Raw genomic sequence first — 17,619 nt, 5'->3', positions numbered from 1 at the left:
TTTGGGCCTTAATCATATATGACAAAATTGGCCAAAACCGTCCTCAAAAATATATTACAAATTTTAATTATCCTAATTTTTAACAATTTTTTAGCACAGAAAACTCCTGAAAAATTGCCTAAAAATGCGGTTAATGATACTATTTCCAAAAAGGATACCATAGTTGTAAAAAAAGAATCTCTTGATGATATTCTTCGTACAAAAGCTGACGATCAGAGGAGAGACATCCCTAAAAAGATGACTTTCCTGAACAAAAATGCGCAGGTAAAGTACCAGGATATGCAGATTGATGCAGATTATATTTCTATTGATGATAATAAAAGTCTGATCTACGCGAGAGGAAAACAAGACTCTTTAGGAAAAATCATCGAGCCCGTAATCACCACACAGGCTGGGAAGAAATACGAAACTAACGAGTTCAGCTATAACACAAAAACCAAACAAGCCATCGCTTTCAACGCAAGAACAGAAGAAAGTGAGGGGGTAATTATCGCTCAGAAAACAAAAAAATATAACGATTCTGTATTCGCGATGAGAAAAGCGGATTATACGACGGATGATTATTTCATTAAGAAAAAAGATACCGCTGCGGATTATTTTATGAGAGCTTATAATATTAAGCTGATAAAAACCAAAAATAAATCGCAGATCGTTACAGGTCCTATTCAAATGTTTATCGAACAGGTTCCGACTCCTCTTTATCTTCCGTTTGCTATTTTGCCGTTTTCAGATAAAAGGGCAGCAGGAATCCTGATCCCAAGTTTCGGGGAAAGAGAAGATGTAGGATTTTTCCTTAACGGAATAGGGTATTACCAGCCGATTGGGGAGCATTTTGATCTTAAAGTACTGGCTGATATTTATACGAAAGGAAGCTGGAATATACGTCCTCAGATAAATTATCAGAAAAAATACCGATACTCCGGAAACTTTACGGCAGATATTGGTACGATGGTGAGAGGAATCAAAGGTTTGGATGATTATACCAAAAACAGTACTTATAGAATCAACTGGACGCACTCTCAGGATTCTAAAGCTAATCCGTTTCTTACCTTCAGTGCTTCCGTAGATATTGTGAGTACAAAGTTTTATAACAACCCGCTTAACAACAACTATATTTTCAACCAGAATGTATTGAATACCCAGCAGAACTCTACGGTAACCCTTACCAAAAGATTTCTGAAACTTCCGGCAACGATTACAGGAACGGCTTCTTATTCTCAAAACTTTGCAACAGGACTGGCGGATCTTCGTCTTCCACAGATGAACGTAGCCATCAACCAGTTTTATCTATTCAAATCAAGAACGGGTATAAGAACGGGACTTCTTGAAAATATTACGGTGAATACAGGTTTCAACCTTACGAATTTTGTAAATACTCAGGAGAATGAGTTGTTTAAGAAAGAAATGTGGGATAAAATGCAGACGGGTCTTAAAAATAACATCGCATTGGCAACCAATACAACTTTAGCAAAGTATTTCACGTTCAGTTTAAGTGCCAATATCGATAATGCTTTGACCACGAAAACGCTTAACAGATATTATGATCCAATAAAGAATGTAACCGTTGACGAGATTAATAAAAACCTTACCGGATATTCTACTTTCTCTACTTCAGCCAGTCTTCAGACCACGCTTTATGGAATGTTGAAATTCAAAAAAGGATCTGCTGTGGAAGCGGTGAGACACATGATGACTCCAAGTATTGGTTTCACGTATGCACCGGATTTCTCAAGTCCTAACTTCGGATATTATAAAAACTATTATAACGCAACCGGAGCTTTGACTCCTTATTCTATTTTCGAAAAAGGAATCATCGGAAGTCCGTCAAGCGGAATGGTAGGTGCTTTAGGTTTCAATATCGGGAACAATATTGAGATGAAAGTAAAGTCTAAGAGCGATTCTACAGGAGTGAAAAAAATCAAGATCTTTGAATCTTTAAACCTTGCAGGAAGCTACAACTTTGCTGCTAAAGATCACCCTTGGTCTGTATTTTCAATCAACGGACAATCTTCTTTCTTCAATAATAAACTTACTGTAAATACCAGTCTTTCATTGGAGCCGTATAGGATAGATTATTCTTCGGGGCAGGATACAGGAATAAGAACAGAACAGTTCGGACATTTTAGTGTACAGGGATTCAATGTTCAGTTATCGTATCCTTTGAGCAGCGAGATTTTTGGAGAGAAGACCGATTATGCTAAAAAATATTCTTCAAAAGGAGAGGTCCGAAATGAGAATTATTATTTTGATGATGATCATTACGCCCATTTTGATCAGGCATGGACTTTAAATATCAGTGCGAACTATGCTTACTCAAAAGGATTGAGCAGGTTTGCCAATAAAATTGCATCCATTGGGTTGGATGGTAGTATCAAGCTGACTCCTTACTGGAATATCAACGGAAGTACACATTATGACATGGTGACTAAGGAATTGGCGTATACTAGAATTGGTTTTTCAAGAGATCAGCGAAGTTTTACGATCAATTTTAACTGGGTTCCTTTCGGTCAGTACAAAGTATATGACTTCTTTATTGGTATAAAAGCCAATATCTTAAGTGATGCATTGAAGTACAAAGACAGAAGCTTTACCCAACCAAATGCACCTTTCTAATATCAGATTGGCATTTGCGAATATAAATTTTATATTTGCAACCAAAATAAATTCTAATGAAATCACTGTTGGCGAAATTTTCATACCAACGAATACAGCAGATAGTGATTGTATATGACCTTAGAAAAAAATAAATATCCGCTATGAAACAAATAATCAACACAGTTAATGCACCTGCAGCTATCGGGCCTTATTCACAAGCTAATATGGCAAACGGAGTTTTATATATCTCCGGACAGATCCCTGTAGATCCTGCAACTGGTAAATTGGTAGAAGGAATTGAAAAAGAAACGCACCAGGTAATGAAAAACCTTGAAGCTATTCTTACGGAAGCAGGAATGACTTTCAAAAACGTTGTAAAAGCGACTATCTTCCTTAAGAGTATGGATGATTTTGCTGTAATGAATGATATCTATGCATCTTATTTAGATTCTGAAAGCTACCCTGCACGTGAAACAGTACAGGTTTCTTGTCTGCCTAAAAATGTGGATATCGAAATTTCTATGATTGCACATCAGGATTAATGAATTTTTTTAGAAATACAATTGCGGTTTTGTTGGGCCTTGGTATAGCAGGGCTTATTATTACTCTTGGTATAAGAGCTTTTCCGCAATGGATTACTTTTGATGCTTTTGCTCCGTTTGAGCATTGGCAGAGGTTTCTTTTCAGTATGAAAGATGATAAGGCGTTTTTCGGTTTCCTGTTGTTTATTTCCGGATTGGGTACGACCATTGGCGGTGTGGCAACAGCTATTATCGTTAAATATGCTAAAGTAGCCTACGCTATTCTGATCGGCTTTATTATGCTGTTTATTGCAATGTTGGATGTCATTATATTTCCTTATCATCCTACATTTTATAAGATTTCTATTTTCCTTACTTTCTTTCCGTTTTCCTGGATCGGGGGTAAAATTGTAGAGATTATTTACGAGCGGAACAAGAAGAAAAGAATCGCTGAAAAAATGAATAAACCTAAATAAAATAATAAAAAAACGCTGCAGATCTCTGCAGCGTTTTTTTGTTGATATGAAAAACTAACTTTGTTTTTTGATTAAGGCATTTTAAATCCTTTTGTGTAGATTCTTCCGTAGTCATCCACAAACTTCACCTGTACATTTCCTTGGTATTTATCCAGGATCTTTTCTACATCTTTCTGTGAATTGACTGGCTTACCATTGACTTCAATGATGATATAGTTGTCTACGATTCCGATTTTAGCCATTTCGCTGCCCTCAGATACGCTTTTAGCAACTACACCACTGTTCAGTCCGTATTCTGTTTTGAAACGTTCTGTAAGAGGGTCAAATTCAGCTCCGATTTTTTCAGTTACCGTAAGGTCTGCTTTCGTCTTCGTGGAAGTTCCTCCTTTCTGATCCCTAAGAGTAACGCTGGTTGTATTTACTTTACCATCTCTGGTATACGTTAGCTGTACTTTATCACCTGGACGTTTGCTTCCTATAGACATAGACAGATCAGCAAAATCTGTGATGTCATAGCTGTCTATTTTAGTAATGATATCTCCTTTTTTCAGACCTGCATCTTCAGCCCCACTTTTCTCACCAAATCCTGTAACATATACTCCGGATCCTATTTTAAGATTAGTCTTGAACTGTTTATTATAGGAATTCACCAATTGATCATTCGAAAGATCTAAAGATTGCACCCCTAAGAATCCTCTCTGTACAATTCCGAATTTTTTGATATCCTCAATAATTTTTCTCGCTAAGTTAGAAGGAATTGCGAATCCATATCCCTGATAATATCCTGTTGTAGATTGGATTGCAGAGTTGATTCCGATCAATTCTCCATTGGTGTTGACAAGAGCTCCTCCTGAGTTACCCGGGTTGATTGCTGCATCTGTTTGGATAAAGCTTTCAATAGGGTTTGTTGCTTTTCCCTGACCTCCAAGAATACCAATACCTCTTCCTTTAGCGGAAACGATACCCGCTGTTACAGTAGAATTCAATCCAAGTGGATTTCCTACGGCAAGCACCCATTGTCCTACATCGATATTATCCGAATTCGCAAAATTTAAATAAGGAAGACCTTTTTCTTCAATCTTTAATAGAGAAATGTCCGTATTAGGGTCTGTTCCTACCAAAGTAGCGATGTATGATTTCTTATTGCTCAATACAACTTCCAGCTTATTCGCACCTGCAACCACGTGGTTGTTGGAAATAATGTAACCGTCTGGAGAGATGATGACACCAGAACCCATTCCGGATGGCATATTGTCAGGAGCCTGCTGCGGCTTCTGTCTCTGCTGCCCTTTTCCTCCGAAAGGATCTCCGAAGAAAAAGTCGAACAGATCCTGTTCTGAAGCTCTGCTTGCGGTTCTGCTTTGGTAATTTTTAATAGTAACTACAGCCGGAACCGTTGTTTTAGCTGCTTTTACAAAATCATCGCCTACTGCTCCGGTGTTCATTCCTGCAAATGAGGTGTTCGGTGCTGACGTTGTGAAATAAGATTGATCTCCATTGTTGGAGGTGTGTCCAAAATATTGTAAGGCTCCAACGGTAGTAGCTCCGGAGATTACTCCTACTACTGCAAATGGTAATAGTTTTTTTAAAGTACTCTTCATTGTATATCTTTCTGGTTTAGTAATTAATTTCTTTTTTATGTTTTTGAGTAAACAAATTTACTGTTAAATAAGTAAGCAATTAGCATGCTATGTTTCAACTTTAACTAAAATTTAACTGCTATTGTGTCATTTTGTGTCTTATGTCGTAATTGTTAATGTCAGAGTTAACAAAACTTAAAAAAAGCTTAAAGAAAAATAGGTCAGACTTATTGAGATAAAGTACACATTTCTTTTATAATCTCCTTTACAGGTAGTCCGTGATTTGTGTCATAGACAGACTTAATTCAAAAATTATTATCTTTGCAAAAATTTTATTCTCACTTAAAACGTTTATAGCATGCAACTGTATAACACCTTAAGCGCAGAAGAAAGAGCTCAACTTATTGATGAAGCCGGTAAAGACCGTCTTACTTTGTCTTTCTATGCGTATGCCAAAATTGAAGATCCCAAAAAATTTCGCGACGAATTATTTATAGCCTGGAACGTACTGGATGCGCTTGGCCGTATTTATGTTGCTCATGAAGGAATTAATGCTCAGATGAGTGTTCCTGCGGATCAGTTTGAGGCATTTCGTAATACGCTGGAAGCTTACGACTTCATGAAAGGAATCCGCCTGAATGTAGCGGTAGATCAAGACAATTATTCTTTTTTAAAATTAACGATAAAGGTCAGAAATAAAATTGTTGCTGACGGATTGAATGACGAAACTTTTGATGTTACCAATAAAGGAATACACTTAAAAGCACAGGAATTCAATAATTTATTGGATGATCCGAATACGATTGTGGTCGATTTCAGAAATCACTACGAAAGTGAAGTAGGACACTTTGAAGGAGCAATTACTCCGGATGTGGAGAATTTCAGAGAAAGTTTGCCGATTATCAATGAACAATTACAGGACTTTAAAGAAGATAAAAACCTGTTGATGTATTGTACGGGAGGAATTCGTTGTGAAAAAGCCAGTGCTTACTTCAAACATAAGGGCTTTAAAAATGTCTATCAATTGGAAGGTGGAATTATTGAATATACGCGCCAGATAAAAGAAGAAGGAATAGAGAGCAAGTTTATCGGTAAAAACTTCGTATTTGACCACCGTTTAGGAGAGCGAATTACTGACGATATTATTTCACAATGCCACCAGTGTGGAAAACCTTGTGATAACCATACCAATTGTGCGAATGATGCCTGTCATCTTTTATTTATCCAGTGTGATGAATGTAAGACCGCGATGGAGAACTGTTGTTCTACAGAATGTCTTGAAACAATACATTTGCCTTTGGAAGAGCAGGTAGCATTAAGAAAAGGACTGCAGGTTGGAAATAAAGTGTTCAGAAAAGGAAAATCCGATGCGCTGAAATTCAAAAATTCAGGAGATTTATCAGACAAACCTTTAGCAAAAGCTGAAACGAAAAATATCCGTCAAAAGATTGCTGTCAAAAAAGAATTGATTGGTAAGGCAGAACATTATTTCTCAAAATCAAAAATTGCACAGTTTTTAATTGAAAATAAAGATTTGTCAGTAGGTGATAAAGTATTAATTTCAGGTCCTACAACAGGAGAACAGGAAATTACAATTACTGAAATCTACGCCAATGGAGGTCCTTGTGAAACCGCACAAATAGGAGATCAGGTTACTTTCGAACTTCCATTCAGAGTTCGTTTATCTGATAAAATGTACAGAATTTTGCAAAACGCATAATTCATCATAAGTGATAAAGCTTCAAAAAGCTTGTCCGGTAAGAATTATTTCAGTTACAATAACTTAATAATGATGCTAAAAGCCGAGCTTAGAAAAAAATATATGCAAAAAAGAAAAGCCTTGTCTACAGATGAGGCTTTCTTGTTATCTGAAAAGATTTTTGAGAATTTCATTCATTATTTCAAACCTAAAGAATCGGAAAAAGCACATGTTTTTATCCCGATTGCGGCTAGAAAAGAAATTGACACCCAAATCTTCATTCAATATTTTATAGCGAATAATATCCGTGTTTACGTTCCTAAAATTGTGGGTGATCAGTTGATTAATATCGAGATTTTTGAAGACACTGTTTTTGAAACCAACAGCTGGGGGATCTCAGAACCTGTTTCCAATGAGGATTCCGGTGAAACGGATTTCGACTATGTCATTATCCCTTTGTTGTATTGTGATAGAAAAGGAAATCGGGTAGGGTATGGGAAAGGTTTTTATGACGGAATGTTCCAAAGCATATCAATGGATACAAAAAAAATCGGAGTCAATTACTTTGACCCCGATGAGTATGTGGATGATGTCTGGGAAAATGATATTCCCCTGGACTATTTGGTGACTCCTACAGATGTGCTGTCTTTCTTAAGCGGTTTGGAATAAAAATCTAAAAAGTAGAATTTAAATTCCTTTTTAAGCTTTGAAGTAGACAACAGAATATATTGTGCATTCTTTTCAAAGCTTCCTAAAGACTTGTTTTTATTGTCAAAATATTCCACATTGAACTTGGCGTAGTCCAATGTATCTTTTTTATAAAACTCTTTATAAACATTCAGATTGCTCACCTTTGCTGTTTTTGCTTTCATACTGTCCAGTTCTTTCAACAGTTTTTTAAAGGTCAAAGAATCGGGTTTGTGGAAATAGCTTTCCATCTGGGAGTAAATAACAGTATCTATTTCTGTATTTCTGTTTCCGGTAAGATACAGAGTAGAAAGATCAAGAAGTTCCTGAACTTTCTGTTTTGTGATGGAGTTGATCGCTTGCATGCTGTCCATCTGTACGGCAGGATAGCTTTTTTCGTTGTTGCTGTTTCGTAGTTTATCGAGGTCGCTTACCTCTGAGGTTTTATTATTACAGGCAATGAATAAAGTCAGAAGCACGGTGAAAATTAAAAAATTATTTATTCTTTTCATCTGTGGTAGCAATTTTAAATTTGATGGATACAATTTTTCCTTTCGTATCCTTTTTCATTTCTATTACATTCAGGTTTTTCAGTGAGGTCGTTGGAGTGGTTACCAGAGTGATATATTTCTGTTTATCCAGTCTTTCTATTCCATAGGTATCATTGTCATATACCTGATAGATCACAGCATTGCTGCTGATAAGATTTTCCAATTGATTTCTTTTCTGCTTAATGAGCGCAAACTGTTCATCTGGATTTCCTCCTTTTATATCTTTTATAGAGAAATAATAGACCGCCATTTTATAATCATCCGGCTTGAGCTCTATTTTTTCTTCTTCAGGCGCATTTTCAAGGCTTCTGTTCACCTCCAGAGGTTCATAGAAAGGTGCACTGATCCGCATTTTCAGATTCTTATCCTTGGTAGAATAATAAAAACAATCACCCGGCTTTATTTTATACATCAATGGTGATTCATTTTCTTTTACCACCATTATTTCTAAAGTGTTGATCACAGAAACTCCTCTGTCCTTATCAATGAAACAATATTTATAAGTTTTTGAAAAAAGAACATCTTTAAATCCTAAAAGACCCGTAATGGTAATCAAGACCGAAGTAACCAGTGCCCAGGCATTCTTTTTAAAGAAATTTTTCTTGGGTGGAACGGATAAAATTTCAACGTTGTTTGTTGTTGTAGTGTTTTGTGTAACTTTTTGATTTTCAGTGTTTGTTTTTTGTAAATCAGTGTTTTCAGCGGTGTTTATTTCAATTTTTTTAGGTTGAACTTCGCTTTTTGGAAGTTCAGGAGCTGCTGAAACTATTTTTTCAAGTTCATCGATTTCTTCCTCCTCCAGATTCTCATTTTCCTGTAGCAGTTCACCCGCAAAAAGATGCGTTTTTTTGAACTCATACCAAGAGTCATAACCCGCATAGATACTCAATAAATTGAGCATGTCTATCCTTGGTAATTTAGTGACTGGAGAATTTTTGAAATAGGTGTAAAATGACTTTTCACTGATGTTCCCTTTTGCTTTTTTGCGCAGGTCTTCCTGAAAATATATTATATCTATACCCTTCCACTTGGAAATATCATCCTGTGAAGGGGTATACTCTTTTAAGTATTGACCCTGAACATCCCTTTTTAGCTGCTCAAAGTGTAAAAGATCTAAATCTGTCAATTTTTCAAAAAATAATTAAATTATTGATTATCAGTTGTTTTTATTTGTAAAACTATTTTACAAAGGTATTACAATTATTTTTCATAAACAAACTTTCCAACTGCTCTACCTTTGTCTTGTTCAAATAACAGAACAGAATAAAATTTTATAAAACAATATTAACAAAATTAAATTTAATTTATTATGAAAAAGTCATTATTCGTAGCTGCTATCGCTGCAATCTCTCTAGTTGCTTGTAAAAAAACTGAAGCTACTTCTACTGAAGGAGCAACTGATTCTGCTGCTGCTAACGTAGCTGATTCTGCTGCTGTAGTTTCTGATTCTGCTGCTAAAGTTGTTGATTCTGCTGCAACTACTGCTGTAGAAGCTACTAAAGATGCTGCTGCTGCTACTACTGCTGCTGGTGCTGAAGTTGCTAAAGATGCTGCTAAAGGAGCTGGAGAAGCTGCTAAAGGTGCTGCTGATGCTGCTAAAGGTGCTGCAACTGCTGCTAAAGATGCTGCAAAAGACGCTGCTAAGAAATAATTCTAAGCAAACGCTTAACAATAAAAGAACCGTTTCACCCAGTGAAACGGTTTTTTTATGCTTAGTCATTGCGAGCCGAAGGCGAAGCAATCTCATTGAGAACAAAGTTTAATAGAGAATCATATAAATAATACTCAAACCTTATTTATCCTTTCTTCTGTTTTAAAGATTCATAGCAGGTAATGGCCACCGCATTACTTAGATTTAAAGAATCAATACTTCCTGCCATAGGAATTAACGTATTTTTTCCTTTTCCAATCCAGAAATCACTGAGCCCCGAATGCTCTGTACCGAATAATACAGCAGAACGCTGTTTGAAATCTCTCTTATAAAGATCTTCAGCGCTTTCATCCATAAGCGTAGTATAGATATTGAAACTGTTCTTTTGCAAAAACTCTAAGGTTTCTTCATTTTCGGCCTGGTATACTTCCATCCCGAAAAGACAACCTACACTGGATCTGATCACATTGGGGTTGTAGAAATCGGTTTTCCCGTCAGCAACAATCAGTGCATCTACACCAAATGCTTCACAGCTTCTTAAAATAGCACCAAGATTTCCCGGTTTTTCTACTCCTTCAACAATAATTACGGTAGAATTTTCTTTAGGTACAAATGAAGAAAGTGGGGTGTCTTTTGCAGTATAAATCCCGATAATCCCTTCTGAACTCCCTCTGTAAGCTATTTTTTCGTATACTTTTTCACTTACATAATGAATTTTCTCTCCAGGAAGACTTCCTCTAAAGATATTTTCACAGATAAAGAACTCCAGCGGTTCAAAATCATACTGCATCGCTCTTTCATTCTCCTGCTGGCCCTCTACTACAAAAACATTTGATTTCTTACGAAACCTGTTGTCAGTAAGGAGCTTAGTGACATTTTTTATTTTATCGTTTTGAAAACTTTCTATCAACATTCCGCAAAATTATGCAAAATTTATGATTGAAGTTCTCTGGTTTTGATAAAAAGACTTTTCCAGGTTATCTCAAATGAGATTTTATTTTTTCTTTTAAAATAAATAACAACCGCTATCATCACGATAATGGAGAGTATTTTATAGAGATTTCCATAGAGGTTTCCTGAAACATTTTCCGATACATTGAAGATTTCCCAGTACAGATTCATAAAAAAATGAAGGAAGATTGCTGTCCATAAGTTGTATTCTGATTCAAAATATACCCAGGCAAAGAATAATGATCCCAAAAATGTAATAACAAATATCTCGGCAAGTTCTGTTATATCCTGACTTTGGTATAAATGTACCTGTGCAAACAGCAATGAACCCAATAAAGCGGAAGATAGAAAACCAAGTCTGGTAAACCGATAGAGTATTCCGATAAGAAAAGCTCTGAAGATGACTTCTTCAAAAAAGGCTGAAGAAACCGTATTGATAAACAAAGATTCAACGTTGATGGTACTGGTAAATCTAAAATGAATCAGATATCCAATAAGCATGGGAAGGGTTCCGATAAGAGTGAGGAAAAATCCTTTGATTATAGACTTATTTAATGAAAATATATCCAAAATATTTCTTTTGGGCAACAAGAGTTTTGAAGTGATCACCAATGGAATTAGAGACACAGAATAGGCAATAACATGCGCTATGGCTTTGCTCTGAAAAAGATTTTTTGAGAAGCTCTGAATACTTTTGAAATACAAAAGATCAAAAAAATAATAGGTCGTAAAGCCCAGAATGAAAATTGAAAAGAAGCGGATGTTTTTACTCATGTCATTTAATTTTTGAGCAAAAATGTGGCTTTAAATCAATGCTTTAAAATTAATGTGATGAATAGCAAGGAATAGTGACGATTGACACAATTATGAATTCTGCTGCTGCAGTTGAGGGATGATTGCCGGAATGAAACTTCTTGAAACCGGGATTTCAAAATCTATTTCCGGAAGTATTAGTTTATATCCCTGAGCGTTTCCTTTGAGATTTTTTACCTTCCCAAGATTCACAATATAAGAACGGTGACATTTTTTGATGGAACCGGATTCTATTTGTTGTAAAGCGTTGGATAAACTGATTCTGACTACCATTTTTTTTACACGAGTATTCTCTAAAAAGTAAAATGTACAGTAATTTTCCATGGATTGGGCACACAGAAAATCATTCTCATTGATGGTAAGCTCAGTATTCTGTGTGGATATTTTCAATAGACTTTGTGGCTGATCAGGAAGAGAAACAGCTAGATGCTGAGAAATATCTTTAGCCCTATTTTCATGAACGTTTTTCAAATAAATATACCTTGATAAAATATAAATGACCGATATCGGAATGCCGACTGCCAGAGAATAAAGAAGCATATAGAAGTAATTTCCAAGGTTAAGTTCTACATGACTTAAAAATAATGAATTGTAAAAGTAGGAGAGTACAGATCCCAGGAATAAAATGACAATTATTTTCACCAATTCTGATCCAATATTCCATTTGGTGAACCTTGAAGTGGTAAGATTGGCAATAAAAAAAGCAGCACCAAAAATAATGCAGTATGGGAAAAGTAAGACAAACTTATAAGGATGATGAAAGTTTTCCGTACCGAAAGGCTGAAAAATAATCAGAAACAAATACACAGAAATTCCAGCCCCCAGAGAAGAAACAAGAATTTCTTTGAAGGATTCGGATATTGGATAAGGATATGAGGCAAAAGAAAACATAAAATCCAGGATTTAGTTTTCTGATGGTTCAATAAGATTACTGTTGTCAATAAGACTTTGTGGCAGATCTTTTTTGTTTTTGATTCCTAATGATTTCAGTTTCTGAGTCTGGATTACAAGATTATCATTTCCGGTATGAAGTTGTTTATAGGCATCATTAAATACATTCTTCGCCTGGTCGAGATTTCGCCCAACTTTCTCCAGGTTTTCCACAAAACCTACAAATTTATCATATAGTTTGGCACCACGTTCAGCAATTTCCATGGAGTTTCTGTTTTGGTACTCGCGTTTCCAAAGATCAGCAATTAGCTTAAGTGAAGTGATCAGGTTACTTGGGTTAAGCAATAAGATTCTTCTTTCATAAGCATAATTCCAGAGGTTTTGGTCTGCCTGCATGGCTGCAATATAAGCCGGTTCACTGGGAATAAACATCATCACGAAATCCAGTGATTTTCCATAGTCGTCATAGGCTTTTTGGCTCAGTTGTGTGATGTGATTTTTGATAGATCCAAGGTGCTGGCTTACTTTTATGGCGTACACATCAGCATCGGTTTCGTCTACCAATTCTGTGAAAGCGGTAAGGGAAACTTTAGAATCGACGATGACATTTCTTTCATCCGGGTATTTTATCACAGCATCCGGACGCATTTTTTTTCCTGAAAATTCAGAGAATAAAGCATTATTATCTTCGTCACGTAATTCATGTTCCAGGAAATATTCTCGCCCTTTTACGAGCCCTGATTTTTCTAGAATACTTTCCAGAATCATTTCGCCCCAGTTCCCCTGAGTTTTGCTTTCCCCTTTCAGAGCGCGCGTCAGTTTTTTGGCATCCTCAGAAATCTGTTGGTTCAATTCAGCCAGTTCTTTCACTTTTTCAGCGAGAGAGAAACGTTCTTTATTTTCCTTTTCATAAGCTTCGTTCACTTTGTTTTTTAAATCAGCAATTTTCTCCTGAAAAGGCTCCAGGATGTTTTTTAAGTTATTTTGATTTAAAGTGGTGAATTTTTCTGTTTTTTCCTCTAAAATCTTATTCGCCAGATTTTCAAACTGTAGCTTAGACTCCTCCTGGATTTTCACAATTTCATCTTTTTGAGTATCCAGCGATTTTTGGAGACCTTCATTTTTTGCCGAAAGCTCAGAGTTTTTAGCAAAAATAGACTGCTTTTCAAGAATGTGGGTTTCTATCTGGGAAGTCTGTTTCTGATTGAGCTGTTTCAATTCCTGAAACTGGATATTGAGTGAAGAATGTTCTGCAGAGATTTTAGAAAACTCATTTTTCAGATCATCCAACAGATCCTGCTGTAGGATGTTTAAATCTTTTTCTTTACTGATATTCTGATTAAGTTCCTGAATCTTCAGCGTTGAATTTTCAAGATCAGATTGAGTTTTAATAGATAAGGTATTCAGCCCGTCATAAGAACTTCTTGAAACCATTGATGATTTCAGTGCAAAATACAATATCACCGCTCCCAGTATACCGCCGGCAACAAACCCAATAATTAAATATATCATCTCCATCTTCCAAAATTATGAAAAAAGGCTGGAAGAAGGAAGAAGGATGTTGGAAGTTACTTCTGCGCAGGTAAGAACTGACAGCTTTTTACATTAATTTCAATGTTTTTGAAAGGTGAATAAAATGGGAAACAATTGTTTTATAAAATTCTATTACCTCTCTCCTCCCGCCTCCATCCTCCTTTCTTAATTAGATTACCTATATTTATGGGAAATTTCAGAGACTTATGAATATTTTGTTGGTAGAAGATGATCAAAGAATCAGCAATTTCCTGATAAAAGGCCTTTCCGAGGCTGGATACAATCTTACCCTTGCAGATTCCGGAGAAAAGGCGCGTGAGCTTCTTCATACCTATGATTTTGATCTTATTTTAATGGATATCATGCTTCCCGGATTGGATGGGATGCAGCTTACCCAGATCATACGATTTAAAGGAAACTATACTCCGATTTTAGTTTTAAGTGCCCTGAACAGTCCGGATGACAAAATCAAAATGCTGGATATGGGAGCTGATGATTATTTATCAAAACCTTTTCATTTTGAAGAATTGATTTCAAGGATTAAAGCCTTAACAAGAAGAAATAAATTAACTTATCAGAAGGAAGATCAGTACTTGTCTTGCGGTAATATTACCATTGATACGGACCTTCACAAGGTTACACAAAATGATAAGGAAATTGAATTTTCCCCCACAGAATACAAACTTTTTACTTTCCTTATGGAGAATAAAAACAAGGTATTGAGCAGAACCCAGATTTTACACAACGTTTGGGGAATTGATTTTGATAATACAACGAATGTAGTAGATGTTTATATTTCCTATGTCCGTAATAAGATTGACGAAACAGAACAGAAGATTATTCATACGGTAAAAGGAACCGGATATTTAATTAAAGACTGAAAATGACTCTCAGAAGCAGGTTTACCCTTATTTCAAGCCTTTCATTCGGCATCGTTTCTATCATCACATCTGCGGTGATATTCTTTGCCTATTATGACAGTACCAAGATTTTTTATTTTGAAAAGCTACGGAATACAGCGCTTATTTCTGCCATTTATTACCTTGATAAAGATGAGCTCCCGAAAGACCGGCATGCCCAGATCAAAAAAGAATACAATCACCTGATTCAGAATAACAGAGTAGCTGTCTACAACCAGAATAATGAGGTTACTTTTGGGCAAAATCTTCATGATCAAAATATAAAGCTTTCCCACCTGCAGGCGGTAAGGAATAATAAAGGCATGCAGTTTATGTCGGATAATCAGTTCTATTATGGAATTTTCTATCCGGATAACCAGGGAGATTTTGTGGTTTTTGTAAAATCCCCGAACGATTCATTTCAGTCACAGATTTTAAGACTGGCTATTATCATGCTTTCCGTATTGGTCATTGGGCTGCTGGCGATTTATTTTCTGAGCAGATATCTTTCTAAGGTAGTTTATAAACCTATTTCCAATGTTGTAGAACGCATCAATAAAGTGGAATATAATAATATTTCTACTGCAATTATTGCTTCTACCAATACCCATGATGAAATTGAAGATCTTATAAAATCTTATAATAAACTGTTGGGCAGGATTTCTGAAAATGTACTCTTACAGCAGAACTTTATCAATTATGTTTCTCATGAATTTAAAACTCCATTGGCTGCAATCTCCGGAAATCTGGAAGTTTTCGCTCAAAAAGACCGGACTCCGGAAGAGTATTGGGAAGTGGCGAAGGAATCATTAGAGAATGTATATGAGATTGAAAATATTCTCAACAATCTTTTACTGATGTCCGGAATGACCAAACTTGAATCTTCTCATAAGCAAATGAGAGTGGATGAACTGATATGGAAAATTTACGAGAAGCTTGATCCTAAAGCAAAAGAAAACAATTCATCTATTAAAATACAGCTTCAGGTGACAAAACCTGCTTTGCTGGAATTTCCCGGAAATGAAACACTGCTCTATCTGGCATTATATAATATTGTAGAAAATGCGATCAAGTATTCCTATGATAAACCAGTGGTGCTTACCTTATCTGAGAAGAACAGTCGACTGCATATAGAAGTCAGAGATGAAGGAAGAGGAATTCCGTCAGATGATCTTGTGAAAATATCTGAAACTTTTTACAGAGGGAAAAATGTAGATACTGTGAAAGGAAGTGGAATAGGGTTATCTCTCTCAAAAAGTATCTTTGATCATCATCATATTATAATGAAAATTGATTCTGCTATTAATGTCGGAACAAGTGTTCTCCTTGAATTTCCGTCCCATTCATAATTGTGTTATTTGTGAAAACATTCGTGTTTTTCGTGTTTTTTTAAGTTCTAATCAAACTCTAATGTTGAACTAACCGAATTTTAATTTTGTTTAAAATTCCCTCTAATATTAGAAAAATAGCTTTGTAGTCTTAAATAAGAGACCCTTGAAGAAGCTATTTTTTACCCTATTTTATATTCATTGTTTCAGTTTCTTTTCTGCGCAGATTTCAGATACCCTGAAAATTGACAGAAAGGAAGCTGAAACAATTTTTTTGGCTAAAAACCTTGACATTATTGCCCAGAAGCTTGAAATTTCACAAGCCGAAGCAAGAGCTGTTCAGGCTAAATACTGGCCCAATCCAAAATTAAGCATCAGTGAAGTTAATCTATGGAGAACCTATGACATAGAAGAACAGCCGGCACTCATCGGAAACTGGGGAAAAAACACCCAGATTTCTGCTGAGATAGAACAGGTGATTCAGACGGCTGGAAAGAGAAGAAAAAATATTGAACTCCAGAAAATAGAAATTGAAGGAGAGAAATATGAATTACAGGAAGTTTTACGTGAACTGAAGAAGACATTAAGGAATACTATTACCGAAATTCTTTACAATCAGGAACAGCAGAAGATTTATCAGGGGCAGATTGCTTCCATTGAGAAATTAACAAAATCCTATAACAATCAATTGAACCTGGGAAATATCAGTAAGGCTGAATATGTCCGATTAAAAGCTCAGGAAATTGAATTTAAGAAAAAACTGATTTCATTAAAACAGGAAATTGAAGATCAACAGGTAGAGCTTAAAGCCCTATTAATGTTACCTTCTCAATCTTATCTGGTAATTTCAGATTCATTTGTGATGCCGGAAAGACAACTTTCAGAATTGGAGGTGGCACAATGGATGGAAAAGGCAAAAGAAAACCGCCCCGATATCATGATCTCAAGAAATAAAGAAAAACACGCTGCCAAAAACCTCGAAATACAAAATGCTATGAAAACTCCCGATGTAGCGGTTTCCATAGGATACGACCGTGGCGGAAATATCATGAAAGATTTTATAGGCTTAGGGGTTTCTATGGACCTTCCTATTTTCGACCGTAATAAAGGAAATATCCAGGAAGCCAGACTTGAAATTGAGAAAAGTAAACTTGAGACTCGTAAAAATATGCTGAAATCGGAAAATGAAATTGTCTCTGTTTTCAGAAACTATATCCGGACACAACAGGTTTCAGAAGAAATTGATGAAAATTATGAATCTACACTGGATAGTTTGCTGGTAAGTCATGAAAAAAACTTCAGACTCAGAAATATCAGCATGCTGGAGTATATGGATTTTCTGGATACCTACATAGGAAATAAAATGATCATACTGGATACTAAAAAAGAGCTTAATCAATACTACGAAAACCTGCAGTATGCTGTAGGACAAGATTTATAAGAT

Annotated in this window: 16 protein-coding genes; 9 read left to right on the top strand and 7 right to left on the bottom strand. The window is 35.8% G+C overall.

The features are described 5' to 3' along the window. Positions 1 to 18 precede the first annotated feature (18 nt). The 3 genes from C1634_RS00640 (at position 19) to C1634_RS00630 (ending at position 3,592) form a co-directional block, all read left to right on the top strand. The gene (locus tag C1634_RS00640) at positions 19 to 2,613 is read left to right on the top strand and encodes a putative LPS assembly protein LptD (protein ID WP_103232463.1); all 2,595 of its coding nucleotides are present in this window, start codon (positions 19 to 21) and stop codon (positions 2,611 to 2,613) included. A gap of 143 nt (positions 2,614 to 2,756) precedes the next feature. Continuing rightward, positions 2,757 to 3,137, top strand: coding sequence for a RidA family protein (locus C1634_RS00635; RefSeq protein WP_034694591.1), 381 nt, complete (start codon positions 2,757 to 2,759; stop codon positions 3,135 to 3,137). After that, the gene (locus C1634_RS00630) at positions 3,137 to 3,592 is read left to right on the top strand and encodes a hypothetical protein (RefSeq protein ID WP_103232464.1); all 456 of its coding nucleotides are present in this window, start codon (positions 3,137 to 3,139) and stop codon (positions 3,590 to 3,592) included. The genes C1634_RS00635 and C1634_RS00630 overlap by 1 nt, the downstream gene beginning before the upstream one ends. Positions 3,593 to 3,663: 71 nt before the next feature. On the opposite strand, the gene C1634_RS00625 is transcribed toward C1634_RS00630, so the two are convergent. After that, positions 3,664 to 5,193: a trypsin-like peptidase domain-containing protein gene (locus C1634_RS00625; RefSeq protein WP_109737766.1), complete on the bottom strand. Its 1,530-nt coding sequence runs from the start codon at positions 5,191 to 5,193 to the stop codon at positions 3,664 to 3,666. A gap of 337 nt (positions 5,194 to 5,530) precedes the next feature. Between C1634_RS00625 and trhO the strand changes: the two genes are divergently transcribed. Next, entirely contained in the window at positions 5,531 to 6,892 is a 1,362-nt protein-coding gene (gene trhO / locus C1634_RS00620) for an oxygen-dependent tRNA uridine(34) hydroxylase TrhO (RefSeq protein ID WP_103232466.1), read from the top strand. A 72-nt stretch (positions 6,893 to 6,964) separates the two neighbouring features. Further along, the gene (locus tag C1634_RS00615; protein ID WP_103232473.1) at positions 6,965 to 7,540 is read left to right on the top strand and encodes a 5-formyltetrahydrofolate cyclo-ligase; all 576 of its coding nucleotides are present in this window, start codon (positions 6,965 to 6,967) and stop codon (positions 7,538 to 7,540) included. On the opposite strand, the gene C1634_RS00610 is transcribed toward C1634_RS00615, so the two are convergent. Both C1634_RS00610 and C1634_RS00605 read right to left on the bottom strand, forming a co-directional pair. Beyond that, a complete protein-coding gene (locus C1634_RS00610) occupies positions 7,489 to 8,070 on the bottom strand; it encodes a hypothetical protein (protein WP_103232467.1) in 582 nt (193 codons plus the stop codon). The genes C1634_RS00615 and C1634_RS00610 overlap by 52 nt on opposite strands. Then, positions 8,054 to 9,235, bottom strand: coding sequence for a hypothetical protein (locus tag C1634_RS00605; RefSeq protein ID WP_109737765.1), 1,182 nt, complete (start codon positions 9,233 to 9,235; stop codon positions 8,054 to 8,056). Before C1634_RS00605 ends, C1634_RS00610 begins: the two co-directional genes overlap by 17 nt. A gap of 183 nt (positions 9,236 to 9,418) precedes the next feature. On the opposite strand from C1634_RS00605, the gene C1634_RS00600 reads away from it, so the two are divergent. Then, complete coding sequence (locus C1634_RS00600; RefSeq protein ID WP_103232469.1) at positions 9,419 to 9,760, top strand: hypothetical protein; 342 nt, start codon at positions 9,419 to 9,421, stop codon at positions 9,758 to 9,760. A 145-nt stretch (positions 9,761 to 9,905) separates the two neighbouring features. Here the strand turns inward: C1634_RS00600 and C1634_RS00595 are convergent, their stop codons facing one another. From C1634_RS00595 to rmuC, 4 genes are all read right to left on the bottom strand, one after another. Then, complete coding sequence (locus C1634_RS00595; protein ID WP_103232470.1) at positions 9,906 to 10,673, bottom strand: TrmH family RNA methyltransferase; 768 nt, start codon at positions 10,671 to 10,673, stop codon at positions 9,906 to 9,908. Between the two features lie 20 nt (positions 10,674 to 10,693). Next, positions 10,694 to 11,485 carry a CPBP family intramembrane glutamic endopeptidase gene (locus C1634_RS00590; RefSeq protein ID WP_103232471.1) on the bottom strand — a complete coding sequence of 264 codons (792 nt, stop codon included), beginning with the start codon at positions 11,483 to 11,485 and terminating at the stop codon, positions 10,694 to 10,696. Positions 11,486 to 11,575: 90 nt separating this feature from the next. Further along, positions 11,576 to 12,415: a LytTR family DNA-binding domain-containing protein gene (locus C1634_RS00585; protein WP_103232472.1), complete on the bottom strand. Its 840-nt coding sequence runs from the start codon at positions 12,413 to 12,415 to the stop codon at positions 11,576 to 11,578. A gap of 12 nt (positions 12,416 to 12,427) precedes the next feature. After that, complete coding sequence (gene rmuC / locus C1634_RS00580) at positions 12,428 to 13,933, bottom strand: DNA recombination protein RmuC (RefSeq protein ID WP_109737764.1); 1,506 nt, start codon at positions 13,931 to 13,933, stop codon at positions 12,428 to 12,430. A gap of 221 nt (positions 13,934 to 14,154) precedes the next feature. Between rmuC and C1634_RS00575 the strand changes: the two genes are divergently transcribed. From C1634_RS00575 to C1634_RS00565, 3 genes are all read left to right on the top strand, one after another. Next, the gene (locus C1634_RS00575) at positions 14,155 to 14,829 is read left to right on the top strand and encodes a response regulator transcription factor (RefSeq protein WP_103235602.1); all 675 of its coding nucleotides are present in this window, start codon (positions 14,155 to 14,157) and stop codon (positions 14,827 to 14,829) included. A gap of 2 nt (positions 14,830 to 14,831) precedes the next feature. Further along, positions 14,832 to 16,196 (top strand): HAMP domain-containing sensor histidine kinase, encoded by a 1,365-nt coding sequence (locus tag C1634_RS00570; protein ID WP_109737763.1) that lies wholly within the window; start codon positions 14,832 to 14,834, stop codon positions 16,194 to 16,196. 145 nt (positions 16,197 to 16,341) lie between these two features. Then, entirely contained in the window at positions 16,342 to 17,616 is a 1,275-nt protein-coding gene (locus C1634_RS00565) for a TolC family protein (RefSeq protein WP_103232430.1), read from the top strand. Positions 17,617 to 17,619: the final 3 nt, after the last annotated feature.

It is taken from the genome of Chryseobacterium viscerum (genome assembly GCF_002899945.2).
GTDB classification, from domain to species: domain Bacteria; phylum Bacteroidota; class Bacteroidia; order Flavobacteriales; family Weeksellaceae; genus Chryseobacterium; species Chryseobacterium viscerum.
This window is presented reverse-complemented; position numbering and strand designations above follow the sequence as displayed.

What these genes read in the sequence shown, in the direction of transcription:
- C1634_RS00640 (WP_103232463.1), top strand. Translation starts at nt 19, where the DNA reads ATGACAAAATTGGCCAAAACCGTCCTCAAAAATATATTACAAATTTTA.
- C1634_RS00635 (WP_034694591.1), top strand. Translation starts at nt 2,757, where the DNA reads ATGAAACAAATAATCAACACAGTTAATGCACCTGCAGCTATCGGGCCT.
- C1634_RS00630 (WP_103232464.1), top strand. Translation starts at nt 3,137, where the DNA reads ATGAATTTTTTTAGAAATACAATTGCGGTTTTGTTGGGCCTTGGTATA.
- C1634_RS00625 (WP_109737766.1), bottom strand. Translation starts at nt 5,193, where the DNA reads ATGAAGAGTACTTTAAAAAAACTATTACCATTTGCAGTAGTAGGAGTA.
- trhO (WP_103232466.1), top strand. Translation starts at nt 5,531, where the DNA reads ATGCAACTGTATAACACCTTAAGCGCAGAAGAAAGAGCTCAACTTATT.
- C1634_RS00615 (WP_103232473.1), top strand. Translation starts at nt 6,965, where the DNA reads ATGCTAAAAGCCGAGCTTAGAAAAAAATATATGCAAAAAAGAAAAGCC.
- C1634_RS00610 (WP_103232467.1), bottom strand. Translation starts at nt 8,070, where the DNA reads ATGAAAAGAATAAATAATTTTTTAATTTTCACCGTGCTTCTGACTTTA.
- C1634_RS00600 (WP_103232469.1), top strand. Translation starts at nt 9,419, where the DNA reads ATGAAAAAGTCATTATTCGTAGCTGCTATCGCTGCAATCTCTCTAGTT.
- C1634_RS00595 (WP_103232470.1), bottom strand. Translation starts at nt 10,673, where the DNA reads ATGTTGATAGAAAGTTTTCAAAACGATAAAATAAAAAATGTCACTAAG.
- C1634_RS00590 (WP_103232471.1), bottom strand. Translation starts at nt 11,485, where the DNA reads ATGAGTAAAAACATCCGCTTCTTTTCAATTTTCATTCTGGGCTTTACG.
- C1634_RS00585 (WP_103232472.1), bottom strand. Translation starts at nt 12,415, where the DNA reads ATGTTTTCTTTTGCCTCATATCCTTATCCAATATCCGAATCCTTCAAA.
- rmuC (WP_109737764.1), bottom strand. Translation starts at nt 13,933, where the DNA reads ATGGAGATGATATATTTAATTATTGGGTTTGTTGCCGGCGGTATACTG.
- C1634_RS00575 (WP_103235602.1), top strand. Translation starts at nt 14,155, where the DNA reads ATGAATATTTTGTTGGTAGAAGATGATCAAAGAATCAGCAATTTCCTG.
- C1634_RS00570 (WP_109737763.1), top strand. Translation starts at nt 14,832, where the DNA reads ATGACTCTCAGAAGCAGGTTTACCCTTATTTCAAGCCTTTCATTCGGC.